General features: G+C 24.2%; 22 protein-coding genes. 21 read left to right on the top strand and 1 reads right to left on the bottom strand.

Annotated features, from left to right (window positions below; translation table 11 throughout):
- Positions 1-124: 124 nt before the first annotated feature.
- The 21 genes from ACTTAW_RS07790 to ACTTAW_RS07690 all read left to right on the top strand — a co-directional run bounded on the left by ACTTAW_RS07790 (position 125) and on the right by ACTTAW_RS07690 (position 22,101).
- A complete protein-coding gene (locus ACTTAW_RS07790; RefSeq protein ID WP_440651971.1) occupies positions 125-1,219 on the top strand; it encodes an adenylyl-sulfate kinase in 1,095 nt (364 codons plus the stop codon).
- A 12-nt stretch (positions 1,220-1,231) separates the two neighbouring features.
- Complete coding sequence (locus tag ACTTAW_RS07785) at positions 1,232-1,957, top strand: formyltransferase family protein (RefSeq protein WP_440651969.1); 726 nt, start codon at positions 1,232-1,234, stop codon at positions 1,955-1,957.
- 25 nt (positions 1,958-1,982) lie between these two features.
- Positions 1,983-4,310: a PEP/pyruvate-binding domain-containing protein gene (locus tag ACTTAW_RS07780; protein WP_440651967.1), complete on the top strand. Its 2,328-nt coding sequence runs from the start codon at positions 1,983-1,985 to the stop codon at positions 4,308-4,310.
- Positions 4,310-4,933, top strand: a complete 624-nt coding sequence (locus ACTTAW_RS07775) for a gamma-glutamyl-gamma-aminobutyrate hydrolase family protein (protein ID WP_440651965.1) — start codon at positions 4,310-4,312, stop codon at positions 4,931-4,933. The genes ACTTAW_RS07780 and ACTTAW_RS07775 overlap by 1 nt, the downstream gene beginning before the upstream one ends.
- Positions 4,934-5,010: 77 nt before the next feature.
- A complete protein-coding gene (locus tag ACTTAW_RS07770) occupies positions 5,011-5,769 on the top strand; it encodes a sugar phosphate nucleotidyltransferase (RefSeq protein WP_440651963.1) in 759 nt (252 codons plus the stop codon).
- Positions 5,750-6,673: a hypothetical protein gene (locus tag ACTTAW_RS07765; RefSeq protein WP_440651961.1), complete on the top strand. Its 924-nt coding sequence runs from the start codon at positions 5,750-5,752 to the stop codon at positions 6,671-6,673. The genes ACTTAW_RS07770 and ACTTAW_RS07765 overlap by 20 nt, the downstream gene beginning before the upstream one ends.
- Positions 6,673-7,599, top strand: coding sequence for a polysaccharide deacetylase family protein (locus tag ACTTAW_RS07760; protein WP_440651959.1), 927 nt, complete (start codon positions 6,673-6,675; stop codon positions 7,597-7,599). The genes ACTTAW_RS07765 and ACTTAW_RS07760 overlap by 1 nt, the downstream gene beginning before the upstream one ends.
- A 49-nt stretch (positions 7,600-7,648) precedes the next feature.
- Positions 7,649-8,776, top strand: a complete 1,128-nt coding sequence (locus ACTTAW_RS07755; RefSeq protein ID WP_440651957.1) for a glycosyltransferase — start codon at positions 7,649-7,651, stop codon at positions 8,774-8,776.
- A 96-nt stretch (positions 8,777-8,872) separates the two neighbouring features.
- Positions 8,873-10,090, top strand: a complete 1,218-nt coding sequence (locus tag ACTTAW_RS07750) for an ArnT family glycosyltransferase (protein ID WP_440651955.1) — start codon at positions 8,873-8,875, stop codon at positions 10,088-10,090.
- Positions 10,090-11,205 (top strand): glycosyltransferase, encoded by a 1,116-nt coding sequence (locus ACTTAW_RS07745; protein WP_440651953.1) that lies wholly within the window; start codon positions 10,090-10,092, stop codon positions 11,203-11,205. Before ACTTAW_RS07750 ends, ACTTAW_RS07745 begins: the two co-directional genes overlap by 1 nt.
- A 98-nt stretch (positions 11,206-11,303) precedes the next feature.
- On the top strand, positions 11,304-12,332 hold the full coding sequence (locus tag ACTTAW_RS07740; RefSeq protein WP_440651951.1) for an NAD-dependent epimerase: 1,029 nt from the start codon (positions 11,304-11,306) through the stop codon (positions 12,330-12,332).
- Positions 12,332-13,603 carry a Vi polysaccharide biosynthesis UDP-N-acetylglucosamine C-6 dehydrogenase TviB gene (gene tviB, locus ACTTAW_RS07735; protein ID WP_440651949.1) on the top strand — a complete coding sequence of 424 codons (1,272 nt, stop codon included), beginning with the start codon at positions 12,332-12,334 and terminating at the stop codon, positions 13,601-13,603. The genes ACTTAW_RS07740 and tviB overlap by 1 nt, the downstream gene beginning before the upstream one ends.
- 20 nt (positions 13,604-13,623) lie before the next feature.
- Positions 13,624-14,790, top strand: coding sequence for a glycosyltransferase family 4 protein (locus ACTTAW_RS07730; RefSeq protein ID WP_440651947.1), 1,167 nt, complete (start codon positions 13,624-13,626; stop codon positions 14,788-14,790).
- A 19-nt stretch (positions 14,791-14,809) separates the two neighbouring features.
- Positions 14,810-16,093: a lipopolysaccharide biosynthesis protein gene (locus ACTTAW_RS07725; RefSeq protein ID WP_440651945.1), complete on the top strand. Its 1,284-nt coding sequence runs from the start codon at positions 14,810-14,812 to the stop codon at positions 16,091-16,093.
- Entirely contained in the window at positions 16,090-17,472 is a 1,383-nt protein-coding gene (locus tag ACTTAW_RS07720) for a hypothetical protein (protein ID WP_440651943.1), read from the top strand. Before ACTTAW_RS07725 ends, ACTTAW_RS07720 begins: the two co-directional genes overlap by 4 nt.
- The gene (locus ACTTAW_RS07715; RefSeq protein ID WP_440651941.1) at positions 17,459-18,043 is read left to right on the top strand and encodes a hypothetical protein; all 585 of its coding nucleotides are present in this window, start codon (positions 17,459-17,461) and stop codon (positions 18,041-18,043) included. The genes ACTTAW_RS07720 and ACTTAW_RS07715 overlap by 14 nt, the downstream gene beginning before the upstream one ends.
- A 27-nt stretch (positions 18,044-18,070) precedes the next feature.
- Entirely contained in the window at positions 18,071-18,949 is an 879-nt protein-coding gene (locus ACTTAW_RS07710) for a polysaccharide deacetylase family protein (protein WP_440651939.1), read from the top strand.
- A 45-nt stretch (positions 18,950-18,994) separates the two neighbouring features.
- Positions 18,995-20,152 (top strand): LegC family aminotransferase, encoded by a 1,158-nt coding sequence (locus tag ACTTAW_RS07705; RefSeq protein WP_440651937.1) that lies wholly within the window; start codon positions 18,995-18,997, stop codon positions 20,150-20,152.
- 4 nt (positions 20,153-20,156) lie between these two features.
- Entirely contained in the window at positions 20,157-20,732 is a 576-nt protein-coding gene (locus ACTTAW_RS07700) for a GNAT family N-acetyltransferase (protein WP_440651935.1), read from the top strand.
- Between the two features lie 2 nt (positions 20,733-20,734).
- Positions 20,735-21,358: a sugar transferase gene (locus tag ACTTAW_RS07695; protein ID WP_440651933.1), complete on the top strand. Its 624-nt coding sequence runs from the start codon at positions 20,735-20,737 to the stop codon at positions 21,356-21,358.
- Between the two features lie 17 nt (positions 21,359-21,375).
- Complete coding sequence (locus ACTTAW_RS07690) at positions 21,376-22,101, top strand: hypothetical protein (protein WP_440651931.1); 726 nt, start codon at positions 21,376-21,378, stop codon at positions 22,099-22,101.
- 31 nt (positions 22,102-22,132) lie between these two features.
- Here the strand turns inward: ACTTAW_RS07690 and ACTTAW_RS07685 are convergent, their stop codons facing one another.
- Positions 22,133-23,083 carry a glycosyltransferase family 4 protein gene (locus ACTTAW_RS07685; RefSeq protein ID WP_440651929.1) on the bottom strand — a complete coding sequence of 317 codons (951 nt, stop codon included), beginning with the start codon at positions 23,081-23,083 and terminating at the stop codon, positions 22,133-22,135.
- Positions 23,084-23,173 lie beyond the last annotated feature (90 nt).

The raw sequence follows: 23,173 nt of genomic DNA, 5'->3' as shown, positions 1-23,173 counted from the left end.
ATTAAATATGTTATTTTTAAATCTTTTTGTAGAAAAATTCATTAAATTAAAAAATTAAAATTAAATAAATATTTTTTTAAGTGAATTTAGATCCTATAAATTGTAGTAATCAAAGAGGTTCAAGATGATAATATGGCTTATAGGAATGTCTGCATCAGGTAAAACAACTATAGGAAAAAAAATTTATGAAAAACTTAAACACTCTGATGAAAAATGGATATTTTTGGACGGAGATATTTTTAGAAATATTTTAGGAGAAGATTTAGGACACACTATTGAGGATAGACGAAAAAATGCATACAGAATAAGTAGATTTTGTGAATTTTTAAGTTCACAAAATATAAACGTTATAGCCTGTGTACTCTCTATTTTTCATGACAATCAAAAATACAATAGAGAAAATATTCCTAATTACAAAGAAATTTACATAGATGTTAAATTTGAAAATTTATTAAGAAGAGACAATAAAGAGCTATACAAAAAAGCTCTAAACGGTAAAATTAAAAATGTAGTAGGTGTTGATATTAAATTTGATCCACCACTAACCCCGGATTTAATTATAGATAATAATGATGAAAATCCTGATTATCAAATAATTGTAAAAAAAATAATAGAAAAATTAAACATAAATATTAATGAGAATTATATTTATTCAGCAAATAACTTATTAAAATTTCCTAATACTTATCAATATTCTGACTTTCAAGGAATAGATTTTTTACAAATATATAAAAAAGATAGGATGAGAAGTCTAAATATTTTAAAAAACAATTTAAAAAAACTTGAAATCAAAAATAAAAAAAATTTTAAATTAATTGGTAAAATATATCATAAAGATGGAAAATTAGATTTAAAAGAGTATTTGATTTATTTATTTAACTCAGATTCATCTAAACTAAAAAGCCAAGCTAAAAATATAGATATTTTAATAAAAAGATTTGAAGTAAGCAAAAAACTTTTTTTGCAATATGATATAAAAAGCTTAAAAAAACTTTCTTCTGAATTTGATGAACTTCTTCTATATCCTCTATTTTCTCTTGTTTTACAAAAATACTATCTTGAGGCTGATGATCAAAATAAGTTGATATTTTTAAACACAATTTTAAAAGTTAATGATACTATAAGCTCAATCTCAAACAGTATCGGGGATGGTAAAGAAATTTTTTTTTCAATCAAAGCAATTGAGGGTGAGCTTAAAATTATAGGGGATTACATATAAATGAATTTTTCTATGTTGCTAACTAATAATAATCGTTCAAAAGCATATTTACAAAATTTAATAAAAAATAATTTTATTCCGAGTAAAATTTTATTTCTAAATAACAACAATAAAACTTTAATTGAGCATACAGAAAATGATAAACTTATTTCTGAAGATACAAATCAAATTTTTGTTAGAAAATTAATAGATTTAGATATTTCTTTTGATGAGAAAGAGCATGTTCTTAAGACTATAAAAAAAAATAAAATTTCGTTTGTAGAAATAAATAATTTAGATGTGAACTCAAAAGATGTAGTTGAAGAAGTCGCGAATATAGAGGATAATTATATTATTTATTCTGGACCGAGTAGCTATATATTGGGTAAAGAAATACTCTCAAAAAATAAAAAATTTATTCATGTTCATCCTGGTTTACTTCCAGCGTATAGGGGCAGTACAACTATTTATTATTCAATGTTACTTGAATCAAAAATTGGTTGTAGTGTAATTTTTCTTAATGAAAGAATAGACGAAGGTCCATTGCTCTATAAAAAAGAATATAAAATTTCAGAAAAAGGGATTGATTTCGACTATGTACTTGACCCTTTAATAAGATCAAAAGCTTTAGTTGAATATTTTAAAATTAGTAAAATTAATCCGAGTATTCAAGAAAGTAATGAAGGAGGATCAATTTTTTATGTTATTCATCCTCTCTTAAAGCATTTGTCAATTATTAAATATAATAAGGAATTATAAATAATTCAAAGTCAAAAAAAATAATATGAAAAAAATTAAACTTTCAACAAAATCAAAAACTTTGGAAGATTTAACCAAAATAATAAAATCTGCAAAAGTACTTCCTATTTATAGATTTAATTTATCTACTTATAAAAAAAATAAAAATAAAATTTTAGTTGAAATAAATAAAAAATTTAAAAGCCATGTAATAATTAGATCGTCATCAAAAAACGAAGACAGTTTAAAAAATTCAAACGCTGGGAAATTTCTTTCAATATTAAATGTAAATGTAAATGATAAAGATAATTTGGAGAGATCTATACAAAAAGTTGCTGCTTCTTTAGGAAGGAGCAAAAGCAAAGATGAGATTTTCGTACAACCAATGCTAAATAATGTAACAATGTCAGGAGTAATTTTTACTTGCGATTTAGATACATTGAGTCCTTATCAAATTATAAATTATGATGAAAGTGGTAGTACAAATAGTGTTACCAGCGGAAATAGCAATAAACTTAAAAGTTTTATCAATTTTAAGAATCAGATTAAATATAGAGATAGTAGAATAAATAAAATTATTAATGCTTCAATTGAATGTGAAAAAATTTTCCAAAATAAATTTTTAGATATCGAGTTCGCATTCTCTAAAAATCAATTATATATTTTTCAAGTAAGAGCAATTGTTAAAAATAAAAAAGAAAATTTATCTAATATAAATTTAAAGAAAAATTTAAGAAAACTAGAAAAGAAAATTGAAAAATTAAATAGGCCTCATCCAAATCTGCTAGGTAATAAAGCTTTATTTAGCGTTATGACGGATTGGAATCCAGCAGAGATTATAGGTTTAAGACCAAAAATGTTAGCTTTATCATTGTATAAAGAATTAATAACAGATGAGACATGGGCATATCAAAGAGATAATTATGGTTATAGAAGATTAAGGTCACATCCTCTCCTAGTTTCTTTTCTTGGAGTTCCATATATTGATGTTAGAGTTTCATTTAATTCTTTCATACCAAAAAGTTTGAATGAAAAAATAGCCACAAAACTCGTTAACTATTATTTAAATGAATTATCTATAAATTTAAATAAACATGATAAAGTTGAGTTTGAAATTATTTATTCTTGTTTTTATTTTGGTTTAAATAAAAAGTTATTAAAACTGTTAAAATATGGTTTCAAAAAAAATGAATTACAAGAAATTGAAAAATCTCTTTTAGGCATTACAAATAAAATTATAAATATAAAAAATGGTCTTTATAAAAAAGATTTAGAAAAGTCATATCTTTTAGAAAAAAAATTTAATGAAATAGTCAATTCAGATCTATCAATAATTGATAAAATTTACTGGTTAATAAAAGATGTTAAAAGATATGGAACCTTACCTTTTGCTGGAGTTGCAAGAGCTGGTTTTATAGCAATACAAATTTTAAAATCTTTTGTTCACTCAAATATTTTTACAAATGAACAATACGATAAATTTTTAAAGTCTATTAATACCGTATCTAAGCAATTATCAAATGATTTTAAATTTTTAAAAAAAAAAGAATTTTTAAAAATCTATGGTCATTTAAGGCCAGGAACCTATGATATATTATCTCCTAGATATGATGAATCTTATGAGATGTACTTTGATTCTAAAAATAATTTTAATGTTACTGAAAATAATTCTTTTAAATTTTCAAAATTTCAAAAACAACAAATTTCAAAATTAATTAATAAAAATAAAATTGATACAAACTTTAAAAATTTAATTATATTTATAAAAGAAGCAATTGAAGGAAGAGAATATGTTAAATTTTTATTTAGTAGGCACTTGAGTAAGATACTTAATTATATAGAAAAACTAGGAAATAAATATAAAATTAATAAAAACGACCTAGCTTATTTAGATATTCAAAAAATAATAAATTTATACGCTTCTTTAGATAATAGAGATTTAAAAAATATATTAATAAATGATATTCAAAAGAACAAAGAGTTTTATCTACACACAAAAGCTATTAAATTACCCAATGTGATAAAGGATAAAAAAGACATATTTTCATTTTTTTTAGAAGAAAATGAACCAAATTTTATTACTTTAAAAAGAGTTAAGTCTGCTGTAGTTACAGAAAAAGATATTATGTCAATAAATGTTAAAGATAAAATAGTTTGTATAAAATCAGCAGATCCTGGTTATGATTATTTGTTTTCAAAAAGTATTGCTGGCTTAATTACTTGTTATGGCGGTGCTAATTCTCACATGGCTATAAGATGTGCTGAGCTTGGAATCCCAGCAGTGATTGGATGTGGCGAAAACTCTTTTACAAAGTATTGTCAGAAAAAAAATTTAGAAATAGATGCAGCAAATAGACAGGTTATAATAATTTAATGAAAACTATAGCTGTAACACAGAGGTTACTATTAAATGAAAATTATTATGAAGTCCGTGAAGCACTTGACGTTAATTGGGGAAAATTTTTTAAAAAGATAAATTTTTTACCAATTATTTTACCTATTGAATTTGACCATAAGAGATATTTTAATTCTGTAAAAATTGATGGAATTATTTTAACAGGTGGTAATGACTTAAATAATGTAAATAAAAATAAGTTATCTTTAAAAAGAGATATTTTTGAAAAAAAATTAATAAAATATTGTATAAAAAAGAGGATACCTGTTTTTGGAATGTGTAGAGGTATGGAAATAATTGGAGATTTTTTCGGAGCAAATTTTAAAAGAGTTAAAAATCAAGTAGGCATTAGACATTCGCTTGATATAAATAAAAAATCTAAGTATTTTAATGAGCTAAATAAGATTTCAACTGTAAATTCTTTTCATAATTATGCTATTGACAAAATGCCAAGTGATCTAATTGTATCAGCTAGAAGTAATAGTGGAATAATAAAAGCAATAGAGCATAAAAAATATAAAATATTTGGTCAAATGTGGCACAGTGAAAGAGAAAAATTTTTGAATAAAAACCAAATAAGTTTAATTAAGAAATTTTTTTAAATAATAATCATTAATTGATTTAAATTGTTTAAACTTTTTCATTAAAAAAAATTTTTTAAAATGAGTAAATTTATATTATGAAAATGCTTATAGTAGCTGCAGGTCAAGGAACTCGACTTAGACCTTTAACAAATGAAATCCCAAAATGTATGGTTAAATTTAAAAATAAATGCATCATCGATTATATACTTGAGGCTGCTAAAAATTGTAGAATTAAAGATATAGGTATCATAAATGGCTATAAATCTACCGTTTTAGAAAATTATCTAAAGTTTGAAAATATTAAATTTTTTAATAATAAAAATTATGAAAATACAAATATGGTTTCTTCTTTATTCTGTGCTGAAGAATTTATGGATGATGATTTAATTATTTCTTATGCAGATATCATTTATCAAAAAAAAATTTTAAAACAATTGATGAATTCAAAAGATAATTTTAGTGTTGTTGTTGATAGAAATTGGAAAGAACTTTGGAGTCTAAGAATGGAAAATCCTCTCGATGATGCAGAGACTCTAAAAATTAAAAATGGAAATATTATTGAAATAGGAAAAAAGGCATACTCTTACAATCAAATAGAAGGTCAATATATTGGTCTTTTTAAAATTTCAAAAAAAATAATTCGTCAAGTAATTAAATTTTATTACAATTTGAATAAGGAAAGCCTCTATGATGGAAAAAACTTTGATAATATGTTTATGACTAGTTTTATTCAATTGGTTATAGATAACTTGTTAAATGTAACTCCGATATTTATTGATGGAGGATGGATAGAAATAGATAGTCTAGATGATTTAAAAAAATTAGAGACAATTGATGAAAAATTTAATTTATAAAATTAAAAATAAATTATTTAGACTCTCTAAAGAAGCTGCAAAATTAGAAAGACCATCATATGAAGAATTAAAAAAATTCAGCTTTTTTAAAAAGAGTGAAGATAACAAATTCATACTTAGTTTTGGTTCTGGAAGATGTGGTCAAAATTGGTTTGCTAAAATATTTAATAGTCACACTAATTGGGTAGGTACTTGTGAGAGATTTAGTGACTTTGAAGCATTTTACAGATACATCAGTTATTTTAAACTGCCAATTAATAAAGAAGGATTTTTTAAACTTTTTGAACTCGCTGCAAAAAGAGATATGGCAAAATACCAAAATACTTTTATTGCATCACCTTATTTTTCTTTTGGTGTTCAAGATTTGTGTCATAGACTTTATCCAGATCATTTATTTTTCCATTTACGAGATCCAATAGAATCCGTAGAGTCTTTTTTTGTTAAAGATTGGTATTTAAATTCTAACAATTTTATAAACAAACAAAGTCCATTAATTGATTTTACTAACAATTTAAAAAGAAATTTTTCTAGGATTGTTCCTTGCGATGAATTTTTACATGATTGGAATAATTTAACTAGAATAGGTAAAATTACTTGGTTCTGGGGAACAGTCAATAAAGCTATTTATGAAGATTTTAAAAAAATAAATAATATAGATAAATCATTTATTAAATTAGAAGATGTAAATCAAAATTATGAAATTTATGAACAGTTGATAGATAAATTTAATTTTAAAGGGATTTTAACAAAGAAACAGTTTTATAATGTTATAAATAAAGCTCCAAATAAAGGTTTAAAAAAGAAATACCATTATAAGAACTGGAGCAATTTAGAAAAAAAAGAATTTGATTATATTTTGAAAAATATTTTTTCTTGCTATGACAAAATACAAACAAAAATTTAATGATAAATATTTTTAAAGATTTAGCTGCTTTTTTTGTTCCAATAAATTTAATAATAAAAAGTTACAATCCAATAATTTTATATCATTCGGTTGGCTCTAATCCAAATTTTAAAGATAATATAGATCATGTTTCTCTAGAAGTTTTAAAAACACAGCTTAAAACTATTCAAAAATTTTGGAAATTTATCCCCATTGATGAATATGTTGAAATTAAAAATAAAAAAGGTCTTGCAAGCTTAACTGTTGATGACGGATATAAAAACGTTATTGATGAAGCATTGGTAGTATTTGATTATCTTAAAATTCCAATTACAATTTTTATAAATTCTTCTACATTTAAAGGTAAAATTTTTTGGAGAGATAAGGTAAGATTTCTCATTGAAAATAATAAGGTGGATGAGTTTATTAATAGTTCAAATTTATTTGAAACAAAACATTTAAAAAATTTTTATTCAATTTCAAAAAATCCAGTTTACAGCAGTATAGAAGTAGAAAATGAAATAGATAAATTTATACAAAAAGAAGATTTGAAAATAAATGACAGATATAAATTTTGTTTTGATAATGAAAAATATTTAATTAAACACCCTCTAGTAAGTTATGGAAATCATACAGCAAATCATTATGTTCTTTCCTCTTTGACAAGAGAAGAACAATATAACGAAATAATTGAATGTAAAAATTTTTTAAAAGAGAAGGATATCAATATCTCAAAAGTATTTTCAATACCATTTGGAGGGAACAATAGTTTTAACACTGATACATTGAAAAATATTGATGATTTAAATTACAAAGCTATTTTAAAGAGTACAAATGATTTAGATAATATTTTTAGCTTTAACGAAATTAATAGATTTATGCCAAAGACATACAAAATAGAAAATACTCTAAAAAAAATGTATTTAAAGAAAATTTTAAAAAGATAGTTAGAATTGAATATTTTTTAAACCAGATAAATTATAAAACATAAAAAAAATGAAAGTACTCTACATTTCTAAATCAATAATACCCTCCAGAACTGCTAATAGTATTCATGTAATGAAAATGTGCCAAGCACTATCTGATAATGGTCATGATGTAGTTTTGTTGGCCCCAGGTCAAAAAAAACTATATGAAAATGGAGTTCGTGATGTTTATGATTATTACGGTGTAAAGAAAAATTTTTTGATCAAAAAAATTTGGCATCCAGATTTAAAAGGTGGTGTTGTATTATATTTAATAGGTATTCTTTATTATTTAATTTTTAATAATAAATTTCATTTGGTGTATGGAAGATTTTTACATGGTTGTTATGTTGCAACACTTTTGAAGAATGAAGTTATATTTGAATCACACGAAAATTTTTCAACAATGAAAAAACATAGATTAATAATTTTTAAAAAATTAATTAAGAGTAAATATCTAAAAAAGCTTATAGTGATATCTCAAGCACTTAAAAATATTTATTTACAAAGTGGCTTCTTGAATACTAAAAAAATTTATGTAGCTCATGATGGCGCAGATGAAGTTTTAAATTTAAACAGTAAAATTAAATTAAAAGGTGATGAAAAAAATTTAAAGGTTGGGTATGTAGGTCATTTGTATAGGGGTAGAGGCATTGAATTAATTATACAATGTGCAAAACAAATGAAAGATGTGACTTTTCACATTGTAGGTGGCACTTATGAAGATATTAATAAATGGAAAAATTATTCAAATAAATTGAAATTATCGAATATTTTTTTTTATGGATTTGTACCACCCAATGAAACAATAAATTATCGTAATTCTTTTGATATTCTATTAGCTTTGTATGGAAAGCAGGTTTCAGTTTTCGGTTTTAAAGATACAGGAAACACAAGTGAGTTTATGTCTCCTCTAAAAATTTTTGAATACATGGCTCACAAAAAAGCTATAATAGCATCTAATCTACCTGTGTTGAGAGAGGTTCTTACTTCAAAAAACTCAATTCTTGTTAAACCAGAAGATTTAGATGATTTAGTAAAATCTATTACTGTTTTGAAGAAAAAAGAATTAAGAGATAAATTAGGAGCTAATGCTTTAAAAGACTTTAAAAAATTTTCTTGGAAACACAGAGTAGAAAATATTATGAATAATTTATAAATTTAGATGTTATAAATAAAGTTAATGAATTATACTTTATAATTTTAATACACAAGTGTAATTAAGTAACAAACTCAGGTATAGTTAAGTAAAAAAATGGTAACTGGACTTTTCTCATTATTAATAGTTTTTACAATTGGATCAGTTTTAAGTTATCGTTGGCAAAACTTTCAAAAGATATTTCTAATATCATTTTTTGTACGTGTAATATTTATTTTTTACAATAGTTACGTTGGTAATTTGTTTGATAGCACTGCAGATGCAAGGACATATGAAAATGATGCTTGGCTTTTATCACAGGATGGTTTTTTAAATGTTTTATTAAGTTACTCTGGTCCCTCAGCTCATTTTGTAACTTGGCCAGTCGCACTTCTTTACTCTGTATTAGGAAGAAGTTTGATAATGGCAGAATCATTAAGTTTGTTATTTGGTATATTATCTGTTTTTTTAGGTTGGTTTATAGCAAGAAGACTTTGGGGTGAAAAAATTGCTATGAAAGTAGGATGGATAGCAGCATTATATCCACCTTTAGTACTCTATTCATGTTTAGTTATGAGAGAAACTTACATTTATTTTTTTTTATTGTTAGGGATATTGGGTACCTATAATTGGTCTAAATATGGAGGAATAAAAAATTTTTTTATTGCAATTTTAGGTTTTTATATAGCAATGCATTTTCATGGAGGTTTGTTTATAGGCCTTATCGCTTTTTTAATTATTGTAGGACTTAGAACTTTTAAAAAAGTATTTATTTCACTTAAAAATGGAAAATTAAATCTAAAATCTTTTTTTATAATTTTTCTTTTAACGATCAGCGTCTCTTACTTTTTTTTAGGAAAATTGCATGTTCCAAAACTTGGAACTGTTGACGATATTTTAGATTTCTCTCGTGTCACTTACATGACATCTCACACAACAAGAGGTGATGCCTCTTATCCTGAGTGGTTAGAAATTAAAAATCCAATTCAAATGGTTTATAAAGGTCCTATCCGTAGCGTTTATTTTCTTATCTCACCTTTACCATGGGATATTAGAAAAACTATTCATATACTCGGCTTGGCAGATGGACTAATGTATACTTTTATTTTATTTTTAATGGTGATTAATAGAAAAAAAATAATAGAAGATCCAGGTCTAAGAAATATTGTTTTTGTGCTTGCTTGTCTTATTTTTGTATTTGCAATAGGGGTTGGTAATTTTGGAACAGGTATAAGGCATAGGGCGAAATTTTTTATTGTATTTTTATTGCTTATAGCCCCATTAATACCAAAATTTATTTTTTTTAAAAAAAAAAATATACAGAATATTAAGTAATGAAAAAGATCGTCCATATTATAACCACATTAGGAGATGGGGGTGCAGAGCATTCGCTTTATAAAGTTTGTAAGTATGATTCACTTAACAAACATGTTGTTATTGCACTTAAAGCACCTGGCAAGTATTACGAGCCTCTTAAAAAAATAGGTGTTAAAGTTCATTGCTTAAATATGAAAAGTATTTTGTCTATTTTAAAATTTTTCAATTTAATTAAAATAATTAATTCCCTAAAACCCGATGTAGTTCAAACATGGCTTGTACATGGTGATTTTATTGGAGGTATAGCTGCAAGATTGGCAGGAGTTGAAAATATAGTTTGGAATATTCGTTATTCTAATATTGATACAGAGACTGCAAAATTAACAACAGTTTTTATTATAAGAATACTTTCAAAAATCTCTCATTTTTTACCAAAATCAATTATAGTTGTCTCAAAAAAAGCCAAAAGAACTTTTCAAAATTTAGGCTATTGTAAAAAAAAGTTATTTTTGATTCCTAATGGATACGATTTAAAAATTTTAAAGCCTAATTCAAAATATTTGATGCATTTTAAAAAAAAATTTAAAATAAAAAAAAACGTTACCTTAATTGGAAAAGTTGCAAGATATGATCTTAGAAAAGATCACAAGAATTTATTAAATGCTATTGCTTTAATTGACTTAAAAAAAACAAATTTATTTTGTTTGTTGATTGGTACAAATATAAATAAAAATCAAAATTTAATTGATGAAATTAAAAGATTAAAAATAGGCAATTATGTAAAACTAATAGGTCCAAATAACAATATTTCCCAGATTATGAATGGATTAGATATTCATGTTCAAAGTAGCAGCACAGAAGGTTTCCCAAATGTAATTGCAGAATCTATGGCTTGTGGAACACCTTGTATAGTTACAGATGCAGGCGATTCTGCATATATTGTTGGAAAAACTGGATGGATAGTTCCGCCCAAGAATCCACTAAAACTGGCTAAGACAATTGAAAAAGCAATAATTCAATTTAGAAATAGAGGTCGAGAAAAAAGAATTAAAAGCACAAGAGCAAGAATTGAGAAAAACTTTGGGATCAATAAAATGTTAAAATCCTACAATAAAGTGTGGTCTAAAATATAATTAAAAAATTGAACTAATATAGTAAAAGAATTATATCATGTTTACTTTCTATAATTATATTTTTTTACAAGTGTAATTTTTAGATATTAATTGACAATATGGACAATAACCTAAAAAAAATATTAATTACAGGATCAGTTGGATTTATTGGTTTTTCTTTAAGTGTTAAGCTTTTGAAAAATGGAAGACATTTAGTAGGTATTGATAATCATAACAATTATTATGATCCTAAAATAAAAGAAGCAAGACTTAAAATACTAAAAAAGTTTAAAGGTTATAAACACCATCGTTTAGATTTGACTGATAATATTGGTTTAAGAAAAATTTTTAAAAAACATAAGCCTCAAATTGTTGTTAATCTTGCTGCACAAGCTGGTGTTCGCTATTCAATGAAGAATCCATTAGCTTATATTAATAGTAATATTGTTGGATTTTCTAATATTTTAGAAAATTGCAGAAATAATAAAATAGAACATTTGGTATATGCAAGTACTTCTAGTGTTTATGGAGCAAATACTAAAATGCCTTTTTCAGAACATGATAGTGCTAATCATCCTTTATCTGTTTATGCAGCATCAAAGAAATCTAATGAATTAATGGCCCATTCTTATAGTTATCTTTATAAACTTCCAACTACAGGATTAAGGTTTTTTACAGTTTATGGACCTTGGGGAAGGCCAGATATGGCATTATTTAAATTTACTAAAGCAATTTTAAATGATGAACCCATTGATGTTTTTAATAATGGCAAACATACAAGAGATTTTACTTACGTTGATGATATTGTTGAGGGGATTTCAAAAATTCTTAACAACCCTTCAACTACTAATTTAAGTTGGAATGGTGATAAGCCAGATCCTGCTACTAGTCTGGCTCCTTGGCGTATTTACAATATTGGAAATAATAAGCCAGTCCATTTAATGGAATACATAGAAGCATTAGAGAAAACATTGAGAAAAAAAGCAAATATAAATTTTTTACCATTACAACCTGGTGATGTACCTGACACTTTTGCAAACGTGGAGAATTTACAAGCTAGTTTTAATTACAAACCAGCTACATCTGTCTATAATGGAATTTCTAAGTTTGTAGAATGGTATAAAGAATATTATCAAATAAAAGCTTAATGAATAAAAATAGTAAATTAGCCATCATTGGTCTAGGTTATGTTGGATTACCATTAGCTCTAGAATTTTCTAAAAAATTTAAAGTAGTTGGTTTTGATATTTCACAAAAACGAATAGAGCAATTAAAATTAGGATTAGATAAAAACTTAGAAATAACTGAAAAAGAACTGAAGACTAAAAATAAACTTTTTTTTACAAATAACAAAAATGACCTAGAGTCTGCAAATATTTTTATTGTAACCGTTCCTACCCCTATTGATGAATTAAAAAAACCAGATTTAAAACCATTATACGCAGCTTCTGAAATTGTTGGAAAAGTAATTAAAAAAGGAGATTTGATTATATATGAATCAACTGTCTATCCAGGCTGTATAGATGAAGAATGTGTCCCACTCCTTGAAAAAATTTCTGGTAAAAAATTTAACGAAGATTTTTTTTGTGGTTATAGCCCTGAACGTATCAACCCAGGAGATAAAGAACATACAGTTTCAACAATAAAAAAAATAACCTCTGGTTCGACACCAGAAATAGCAAAAATTGTTGATGATCTTTATAAAGAGATTGTAATAGCAGGAACGCATAAAGCTCCTAGTATTAAAGTTGCTGAAGCTGCAAAAGTAATTGAAAATACACAACGAGATTTAAACATAGCTTTAATAAACGAATTATCAATTTTTTTTAACAAAATGAATATTGATACTGAGGCAGTTTTGGATGCAGCAGGAAGTAAATGGAATTTTTTAAAGTTTAAACCTGGTTTAGTTGGTGGTCATTGCATAGGAGTTGATCCATACTATCTTACTTATAAAGCTAAGAGTATTGGTTATAACCCAAAGATTATTCTTGCTGGTAGAGAACTAAACGATAACATGGGTCAACAAGTTTCATCTCAATTTATTGAAGCGTTAAAAAAAAAGAATATTGAAATTAAAGAGGCAAAAATTTTAATTATGGGCTTAACATTTAAGGAAAATTGTGCTGACACCAGAAATTCAGGTAGTAAAAGTGTAATAGATGAGCTGACAAAAACAGGTTGTGATATAGATATTTATGACCCTTGGGCTGATGAGGAAGATGTGTTAAAAATATATAAAAAATTACCAACATCTAAACTTAAAGATAATTCATACGATGGAGTTATTATAACAGTAGCACATGACATTTTTAGATCGTTTGGCATTAACAAAATATCAAATTTGTGTAAAAATCGACATATTATTTATGATCTAAAACATCTATTCTCCTCTGAAGAAGTAGATTTAAGATTGTAACGTGATTAGTTTATACTTTAGTGGTTAAAAAACTTAAAATTATCCGAGTAACTACTAAACCAGTAGCTTTTAGAATTCTTTTAAAGGATCAATTAAAATATCTAAATAAATTTCATGATGTAGTTGCTGTTTCAAGCCCAGGAGAGGATTTTATTAAATTTAGAAAATCAGAAAATGTAAGAACTATTTCGTTAAATATGACACGTAAAATTTCACCAATTAAAGACATAGCATCGCTTATAAAAATGATAAAAATATTAAAAAAAGAACGTCCAGACATTGTTCATTCTCAAACACCAAAAGCAGGAATAATTTCTATGTTAGCTTCTATACTTTGTAGGATACCTCATAGAATTCATACTGTAGGAGGTATGCCTTTAATGGAAGCAACTGGCTTAAAAAAAAAAATATTATTTTTAGTTGAATGGCTCACTTATAAATTTGCAACAAGAATTTATCCTAATTCTTTTAGATTAAAAAATTTTATCTTAAAAAAATTTTATGTTCCAAAAACTAAATTTTTAGTTATAGGTAATGGAAGTAGCAATGGTATAGATACCAATTATTTTAAAATCACTAAAAAAATTCAGGAAAAGGCTAAAAATTTAAAAAAAAAACTTTTAATTGAAAATAATTTCATCTTTATATTTATAGGTAGAATCGTAAAAGATAAGGGTATTGAAGAGTTATTAGATGTATTTGTTAAATTGAATGACAAATATAAAAATACAAAGCTAGTTTTATTAGGATGGGAAGAGGAAGAATTAGACCCTATTTCTTCTCAAGCCAAAAGAATAATTAAGTATAATAAAAATGTTTATTTTTCTGGTTTTAAAGAGGATGTTAGATCATATTTAGCATTGAGTAATTGTTTGGTGCTTCCGTCTTATAGAGAAGGATTTCCAAATGTTGTTCTTCAAGCGGGTAGTATGAAGAAACCCTCAATTGTTTCAAATATTAATGGATGCAATGAAATTATCAAAAATCGCATAAATGGATTGTTAGTAAAGCCAAAAGATAGGGATAGTCTTTACTTATCAATGGAAAAAATTTTTTTAGATAAACAGTTGTATAAAAAATTATCTAGTTCAGCTCGTCAAATTGTAATTGATAATTTTGAAAGAAAATTTTTTTTAAAAAAACTCTTAAAAAATTATTCAAATTTAGATAAAAAAAATTTTAGGTAATTAGGTTAAACAAAAAAATATGATAGAATTTAATATACTTTTAAAGAAATTATTTTACTCTTCATTAAGTAAATTGATCTCAAGTCTAGGATTGATTATTTTTAATTTCATAATTATTTTTTATTTAAATAAACAATCACTTGGGATATTTACCATTTGTATTTCATTAATTACTTTTCTCAGTATTTTTTCAAAATTTGGTTTAAATCATGCAACATTAAGAATAAATAGCATTTTATATGAAAATAAAGATAGTAATAATATAAAAAAACTCATAATTTTTATATTTTTAATATCTGGATCTATAAGTACTTTAATATCAATTTTTGTTTTTTTGTTTGAAAAAGAAATTGCAATAGATTTTTATAATAATGAGAAAATACAAGACGTATTAATATTTTTTTCTATATCATTTCCAATATTCACTTTTATTCAATTGCAAAAATCATTATTAAGATCAATTAAATTGCCAGAATTATCTAACTTTTCAGATATTGGATCAATTTTATTTTTAAGTAGTATATTTGTGCTTACTTTTAATTATTTCGAAGTTACTATTACACTTTTTTATATATCTTTATATTTCTTATGTTCATGTTTAATAATATTTATAATAAATTGTATTTTAATTTATCATTTTCTTTTTTGGAACAAAAAATCAGAAATTAAGCATGTGTCAATAAATATCAGAAAAAAAATTTTTTTTGATTTACCAGATTATTTTGTTGTAGATTTTGTAAATTATACATTAGTTTGGGGTTCAATTTTTATTTGCACCTTTTTTTATGATGCAGGTACAATAGCTAGTTTTAGCTCTATTTACTGGTTAGCATTTAGTTTATTTTTTTTTCCACTGGTATTAAATTCAATATACGCTCCAAAATATGCAGTTGGATCATACAAAAAAAGTAAAAAAACTCAAAGAGAGAATTTTTTTCAAAATAGAAATATTTCTTTTTTAATAACTTTTCCAATTTTTTTAATTTTATTTATTTTTTCAGAATTTTTTTTGAGTATTTTTTTTAAAATTACGTCTGAGGACTATTTGTTAATTTTTAGGATACTGTTAATTAATTCAATTTTAAGAGTAATTTTTGGTCCCCAAGTTTTATTTTTAAATATGATTGGTAGACAAAAAACTTTAAAATTAATATCAATTTATTCTGCTATGCTCCAGATATTCTTAATTTTAATATCAGCAGCAAATTTTAATCTTGTAATATTGTCAATCTCATTTCTATTATCAAATTTGATAAAACATATGTTTTTAAAAAAGGAGCTTAGAAATTATTTTTCATCATGATTTATTTAAAGCCATTTAATTTTTTTTATGAACTTGATAAACACAATATAGATTATGTAGTTTGGAAAAATTATAATCTCGTTGAGGATTTTTTCTTAGGTAATGAAAATCTAGATATTTATGTAAGTTTTGAAAACAAGGAAAAGTTTAATAATTTAATAAAACAGAATTTATGGATTGAAACTCAATCGACTTCAAACAATATTAAAGATCTACATCACTATATATTTTTTGATGAAAAAAATATCTATCATATTCATGTTTATTTTAAACTACTAACTGGAAATTCTATTTCTAAAAATTATGATCTGACCAATTTATATAATTACTTTGAAAATAAAATTTATGACTCAAAGAATAATCTCTGGATCATGGATTATGAATTACAGTTAGAACTATTTAAAATTAGAGTCACATGTAAGAATTTATCAATTTTAGGATCTTATCTTATTAAAAGAGATCAAGACAATTATGTTAATGAATATAATTTATTATTAAAAAATTCAAAAAATAAGAGAAAATTAAAATTTTCAAAAATGGAAATTAATCCAAAAAGAATTAGCCTTAATTTAAAAAGTGATAAAAAAAAACTTCTAGCAGCTATCTCAAGTCAAAAGAGAGTTAGTGATATATCATCTTTTTTAATTGAACTAAAATTTATGTTCAAAATAATTATAAAAAAAATTTTTAGATACAAAAAATTTAGATTTAAAAAAAATATATTTATATTTATTAGTGGACCAGATGGTTCTGGAAAAACTACTTTAATTAATGATTTTGAGAATTTATTTTCTAGATATTTTAAAACTAAAAAATATAATATTGGAAAACCATTTCCAAAATTTTTAGAAAATATTTTTATTAAAAGAAAAGAAAAAAAGCAAATAAGGAATTCAAAAATAAAAAAAGTTAACGTATCATTCTCTCGATACTTTATGGATTTTTTATTAAGTTTTTTAAGATATATTTTTAGTATCTACATTTTCTATTTTAACAACAAAACTAACATTTTTCTTTTTGATAGATATGTTTCTGAATATCCAGGCCACCTTAATGGACCTAGATTAATTTATAGCAAAAAGTTTAACTTTATAGAAAAAATATTATTTAAACTTGAGAATTTTTTTTATAAGGCAATTAAGATTTTAGATACAGAATTCAGACTTATAACAAATGTTGATATTTGCCTCAAAAGGAATAATGAAAGATTTAAATTAGAAAAAGAGACAGATGAAGAAATTATAAATAGGCATAAACTATTTTCTATTAGTAAATTTAAATCTAAAAGAGTTATTGAATTAAATAATGATTATAATAAAGATGAGACAATTAAAAATATTTTAAAATGTGTTGTTAAAGATTTAAATGAAAATAATTGAGCTGTATGGATTTTCTGCTTCAGGGAAAACTTATAAAGCAAAAAGCATCGCTCATAAAGAAAATTTAGATTTATCTTTCATATTAATATCAAAAAAAAAAAGATTAGTAAGAATCTTAGTTAAATTTTTTTATATTTTTAATGTTAAACTAACAGATTTAATTTTTTTATTTAAAATTCATAAAATAATAAAATTTAATAATTTAAAATATAGAATAAAAAATATTTTTAGTTTTTTATTTGTAATTGGTTTTATTAGATCCTATCAAAGTAAAGACAGGTCAATAATTATCGATCATGGTATAATCCAATGTCTTTTTGGCTGTCTTTTGTATAGTACAAATAATTCTACGGTTGATAAATTTATAATAATAATTTTGAAAGAATATTTAAATAAATTGATGAAAAATACTAATTATAAAAGAGTAAAAATGGACACAAATTTGGATATAATTAAAAAAAGACTTTTAGAAGATAAAAATTTTGAAAAATTAAAATTTTTAAAAAAAAATAAAAATAAAATAATTGATACATATAGTAGAATTTCATTTATAATAAAAAATTTATACTAAATAATATTTATAAAAATTCTAAATTATATGTTAAAGAATAAAGCATCATTTGTGATATCAATAGATCTCGAGCTCGCATGGGGTGTGTGGGACAAAATAAATAAAAGAAACTTAGACAGAATAATATCATTGGAAAGATTAATCTGTAATAATTTACTAAAAATTTTTGATGAATATGAATTGCCAGTAACTTGGGCAATTGTATCAGCTCTTTTAGATGAAAATAATAAAATGATAAACGTTAATGATAAAAAAGCTTGGTTTGCTCCAGATATTTTAGAAAGTATTCTACTTTCAAAGACAAAACATTTAGTTGCTTCTCATTCATACAATCATAAAGAATTTCAAAAATGTCACAGAAATGAGGTCATTGAAGATTTTGAAAAATCATATTATTTTTTTAATAAGTTTAATTTGAAAACTGATACTTTAGTCTTTCCAAGAAATCAGGTTCATCATCTTGATGTATTAAAGAAGTTTAATTTTAAAGCTTATAGAAGTATCGATAAAAGTTGGTATAGGAGAGTTTACGATTACAATAAATTTTTAGGAAAAATTTCTAATTTGATTGACAAGACATTGCCAATCAAGTCTAATTCAGTAATACCTAAACTTGATAATTTCGGATTAATTGAAATTCCTACATCTGTGCTTTTGATAAGCAAAAACGGTATTAGGAGAATAGCTTCAAATTTTTCAATGTATAAAAAGATCAAAGATGGTATCGATAGCGCTATAAGTAAAAATGAGTGCTTTCATTTATGGTTCCATCCTTCAAATTTTTATTTTAAATCTGAAGCACAATTCGACTTATTAAAAAAAATAATTAGTTATGTAAGCCAAAAAAGAGAAAAAAATTTGATTGATGTTAAACTTATAAATAATTTAAATTCTAAAAATAATTAAGTCTAAAATGTTTCTAACAAAATATTTAATTAACATAATCAATATATGAATAAAAAAATTTTAGATGATTTTATAGCTGAAGTTAAAAAATTATATCGAGAAGGAGCAATTCCTCTTCATAGACCTGTATTTGAAGGAAATGAAAAGAAATATCTATCAGAATGTATTGATACAAATTTCGTTTCCTCCGTCGGGAAGAAAGTTCTGGAATTTGAAAAAAAAGTTATAAATTTTACTGGAGCCAAATATGCAGTAGCAACTGTAAATGGAACAAATGCGCTTCATATTGGATTAAAACTTTCAGGCGTCAAATATAATGATGAAGTGATTACTCAATCACTTACTTTTGTTGCTACTTGTAATGCTATTTCGTATTTAGGTGCAAATCCAATATTTTTGGATGTTGATAAAGACACCATGGGTTTAAGTCCATTTGCATTAGATAGTTTTTTAAAAAAAAATGCTAAAATAATTAATAACAAAACCTATAATAACAAAACAGGAAAAAGAATTTCAGCATGTGTTCCTATGCATACTTTTGGTTTTCCTTGTAGAATTAAAGAAATAAAGAAAATATGTAATAAATGGAAAATTAATTTAGTAGAGGATGCCGCAGAATCTCTTGGAAGTTATGTTAAAAACAAACATACAGGTACATTTTCTTTAATTGCATCTATAAGTTTTAATGGAAATAAAATTATAACTACAGGTGGAGGGGGCATGCTAATTACAAATAATTATAAAATTGCTAAAAAAGCTAAACACCTAACGACTACTGCTAAGGTTCCTCATTTATATGAATATATTCATGATGAAATAGGTTTTAATTTTCGGATGCCTAATTTAAATGCAGCTCTTGGTTGTGCTCAAATAGAAAACTTAAATAAATTTTTGTTAAATAAGAAAAAATTATCCTTACATTGGAGAAAATTTTTCGAAAAGAGAAATGTAAAGTTTGTAGTTCCTATTAAAGATAGCGAAGCCAATTATTGGTTAAATGCAATAGTTTTTAAATCAAAAAAAGAAAGAGATTATTTTTTGATTAATACTAATAAGAGAGGTGTTATGACACGTCCGATTTGGAGATTAATGTCTCAGCTAAAAATGTTTAAAAATTGTCAAAATGACGGACTTAAAAATTCTCTGTGGCTTTATGATAGGGTAGTGAATATACCGTCTAGCGTTTCAAGAAAAATCATTTAAATGAATGTTTAACAAAGATACAATATATTTAGAAGTCGCCAAACTTCATATAGAAAGCCTAAAAACAGGCTTTTTACCTACTTTAGGTATTAAGTTTTTAAGTTTAATGTATCGTTGTATAGATGAGGGAAATTTTACAACATTAATTTTAAAATATAAAAAAAATAAATTAGTTGGATTTGTTTCCGGTTCATTAGGTAGTGCCAACCTACATAGATTACTATTACACCATCCTTTTAAACTTACTATTGTGCTAATACCAATATTATTTAATTTAAATAAATTAAGAAAATTATTTAATCTTCTTAAACATATGTCTAGTTATAGCAGATCAAAGTATCCTAAAGAAGAATTATTAACAATATGTGTCAATTCCAAGTACAATAATCAGGGGATAGGTAAAGGATTGTATGAAGAATTGATAAATTATTTTAGATCTAAATCAGTATCAAAATTTACAGTAATAGTTGGAAAATCTCTTAAAGCGAATTCATTCTATTTGGCTCAGGGTGCAAAACTGGTTGGAGAAATCAATGTACATTCAACAAATTATTCAAATGTCTATGTTCAAAAAATTTAATTATGCAAAGGGTTCTTGATATTTTTTTTTCTACTTTTGCAATTGTAATTTTTGCACCATTAATAATAATAATTATTTTAATCTTAAGTTTTACTGGAGAAGGTGAAATTTTTTATAAACAGGATAGAATAGGAAAAAATAAGAAATCTTTTAAGTTAATCAAATTCGCTACAATGCTTAAGAATAGTGAAAAAATTGGCTCAGGAACTGTAACATTAAAAAATGATGTTAGAGTTTTGCCTATAGGTAAATTTTTAAGAAAAACTAAAATTAATGAAATTCCTCAGTTATTTAATATTTTTTTAGGTCAAATGAGCATTATAGGACCCAGACCACTTCACGAGAAACAGTTTTCTTTTTATTCAGAAATTGATCAAAAAATTATATCTTCATGTAGACCAGGTCTCTCAGGAGTAGCCTCAATTATCTTTAGAGATGAAGAAAAAATTTTACAAAATACTAGCAATCCAGAATTAACTTATAAAAAAAAAATAACCCCAAGAAAAGCTCAGCTTGAAAAATGGTATATTAATAATCAATCAATTTATTTATACTTTAAATTAATATTCCTTACATTATTAGCGGTATTTTTTCCTAAAATAAATATGGAACGATTTTTTAAATAATATTAATTTTTATATTTATGGACAAAAATGAAAATAGAATCTTAGAAGAATATTGGAGCGATTTGGATACAAAATTAGAGGAACTGATTGATGTTGGCTCAGTGAAATTACCATCGATAAAGAAATTTAATTTAGATAAATTAGCAATCGACATATCAAATGAGATGGGAAAAGAAACATTTATGGAACTGTGCTCAAGTCATGAGAAATTTTTAAATAAATTAAAATTAGAGAAATATCTTGCACCTAAATTGTTAAGTTTAGCAAAAAAAAAATTTAATTATAATGGTAAATTATCTAACCAATATCATATAGCTAGAAAGGTTAAACCAGGAAATCGTAAAGAAATGTATCGAGCTCACTTTGACTCTCATTTGTTTACTCTAGTACTTCCAATTAAAATACCAACAACAAATGAAGTTGGTTCATCTGGTGAACTTATTTTTTATCCAAATATAAGAAATTTTCCTAAAAACGAAATAATTAATTTTTATGAAAAGATATATTATAAAAAGTTTGCATCAAAAAAAGGTCTAGATCAACTTTCTTTAGACAACATATCAGTTATAGAAAATTTCAAAAACTATGAACCCTTAATTTTTTTGGGGAAAACTACACTACATACTAATTTCCCAGTTTTAGAAACATGTAATAGTTTTAGACTAACACTTTTAGCGCATTATTTTGATGATAGTAATAATTTTAGTATTGGATCTATTTTAAGATTTTTGAGAAATAGATAGAATTAATTTAGTTTAAATTTTTTAGAAAAAATTAATTAATTGAGCACAAGACTCTTTTTCGAATTATAAAAAAAATAAGAAAAAAAAATAAGAAAGATATAAGAGATGAAGTGGGTCCTAAATTTTTGTAAACAAAAAGACCTATAGTAAATAAAATTATATTAGACACAAATAAGTATAAATTTGTAAGAAAATTTGACTTAGTTTTATTTAAAATAAAATAATGAAGATGATCTAAACCTGGTTTGAAAAGATTTTTTTTATTTTCTAATCTTTTTAAATTTACACATAAGAATTCGTAAACAAATAATGAAACTGACCAAGCAAGTAATATCGGATGTGTAATTTGATTTTTAGCAAAATAAATCAAAATAAATGACAAAATAAATCCCAAAAGTAGACTTCCGCTGTCTCCTAAAAATAATTTAGGTAATTTAAATATAGAAAAATTAAAAAATAAAAATAACAATAGTGGTAGTGCAATTATAAATATAAATAATTTTACAAACTCATCAATTGCAAGAAAATATAAAATTGATAAAACCGAAAACGATGTTATTCCCAATGATCCATCAATACCATCAAAATAATTGCAGGCATTTATTAAAAATAGTACACTTAATAAAGTGAATGGAATTTCAAAACTATTTAAAAGTAAATTATAATGAGCATATTCACCTAATGAAGAAAGTGTTAAATTTTCAAATATTATTAAATAAAATATTGGTATGATTTGTAAACTTAACTTGCCACCAGTATTTAAGTTATATTTATCATCAATAAACCCAACGCATGTAATTAAACATGAAATTGATATAATTAAATTTAAACTTGCATCTAAAATATCAAAAAATAATAAAGAAAAAATATAACAGGCACTCAAGGCTATTCCACCAGTATAAGCTGTTGGTTTAGAGTGTATTTTTCTTTTATTCGGTTTATCTACTAAACCATATTTGTAAGAAAATACTGCACAGATCATTAAAAATAGAAAACTTATAATAGTGAAGAATAATAAATTATAACTTAATATCATCTAATTTATAAATATTAATAATTGAAAGTTCATAGT

Source organism: Candidatus Pelagibacter sp. HIMB1495 (genome assembly GCF_052047955.1).
Classification (GTDB): domain Bacteria; phylum Pseudomonadota; class Alphaproteobacteria; order Pelagibacterales; family Pelagibacteraceae; genus Pelagibacter.
Note: the sequence above shows the minus strand (reverse complement) of the source record. Positions and strands in the feature narration are given on the sequence as shown.

Excerpts from the sequence above, each read along its gene's own strand:
- ACTTAW_RS07755 (WP_440651957.1), top strand. The coding sequence starts at position 7,649 with ATGAAAGTACTCTACATTTCTAAATCAATAATACCCTCCAGAACTGCT.
- ACTTAW_RS07790 (WP_440651971.1), top strand. The coding sequence starts at position 125 with ATGATAATATGGCTTATAGGAATGTCTGCATCAGGTAAAACAACTATA.
- ACTTAW_RS07690 (WP_440651931.1), top strand. The coding sequence starts at position 21,376 with ATGGACAAAAATGAAAATAGAATCTTAGAAGAATATTGGAGCGATTTG.
- ACTTAW_RS07785 (WP_440651969.1), top strand. The coding sequence starts at position 1,232 with ATGTTGCTAACTAATAATAATCGTTCAAAAGCATATTTACAAAATTTA.
- ACTTAW_RS07775 (WP_440651965.1), top strand. The coding sequence starts at position 4,310 with ATGAAAACTATAGCTGTAACACAGAGGTTACTATTAAATGAAAATTAT.
- ACTTAW_RS07715 (WP_440651941.1), top strand. The coding sequence starts at position 17,459 with ATGAAAATAATTGAGCTGTATGGATTTTCTGCTTCAGGGAAAACTTAT.
- ACTTAW_RS07725 (WP_440651945.1), top strand. The coding sequence starts at position 14,810 with ATGATAGAATTTAATATACTTTTAAAGAAATTATTTTACTCTTCATTA.
- ACTTAW_RS07770 (WP_440651963.1), top strand. The coding sequence starts at position 5,011 with ATGAAAATGCTTATAGTAGCTGCAGGTCAAGGAACTCGACTTAGACCT.
- ACTTAW_RS07760 (WP_440651959.1), top strand. The coding sequence starts at position 6,673 with ATGATAAATATTTTTAAAGATTTAGCTGCTTTTTTTGTTCCAATAAAT.
- ACTTAW_RS07705 (WP_440651937.1), top strand. The coding sequence starts at position 18,995 with ATGAATAAAAAAATTTTAGATGATTTTATAGCTGAAGTTAAAAAATTA.
- ACTTAW_RS07695 (WP_440651933.1), top strand. The coding sequence starts at position 20,735 with ATGCAAAGGGTTCTTGATATTTTTTTTTCTACTTTTGCAATTGTAATT.
- ACTTAW_RS07700 (WP_440651935.1), top strand. The coding sequence starts at position 20,157 with ATGTTTAACAAAGATACAATATATTTAGAAGTCGCCAAACTTCATATA.
- tviB (WP_440651949.1), top strand. The coding sequence starts at position 12,332 with ATGAATAAAAATAGTAAATTAGCCATCATTGGTCTAGGTTATGTTGGA.
- ACTTAW_RS07740 (WP_440651951.1), top strand. The coding sequence starts at position 11,304 with ATGGACAATAACCTAAAAAAAATATTAATTACAGGATCAGTTGGATTT.
- ACTTAW_RS07710 (WP_440651939.1), top strand. The coding sequence starts at position 18,071 with ATGTTAAAGAATAAAGCATCATTTGTGATATCAATAGATCTCGAGCTC.
- ACTTAW_RS07745 (WP_440651953.1), top strand. The coding sequence starts at position 10,090 with ATGAAAAAGATCGTCCATATTATAACCACATTAGGAGATGGGGGTGCA.
- ACTTAW_RS07765 (WP_440651961.1), top strand. The coding sequence starts at position 5,750 with ATGAAAAATTTAATTTATAAAATTAAAAATAAATTATTTAGACTCTCT.
- ACTTAW_RS07720 (WP_440651943.1), top strand. The coding sequence starts at position 16,090 with ATGATTTATTTAAAGCCATTTAATTTTTTTTATGAACTTGATAAACAC.
- ACTTAW_RS07780 (WP_440651967.1), top strand. The coding sequence starts at position 1,983 with ATGAAAAAAATTAAACTTTCAACAAAATCAAAAACTTTGGAAGATTTA.
- ACTTAW_RS07750 (WP_440651955.1), top strand. The coding sequence starts at position 8,873 with ATGGTAACTGGACTTTTCTCATTATTAATAGTTTTTACAATTGGATCA.
- ACTTAW_RS07685 (WP_440651929.1), bottom strand. The coding sequence starts at position 23,083 with ATGATCTGTGCAGTATTTTCTTACAAATATGGTTTAGTAGATAAACCG.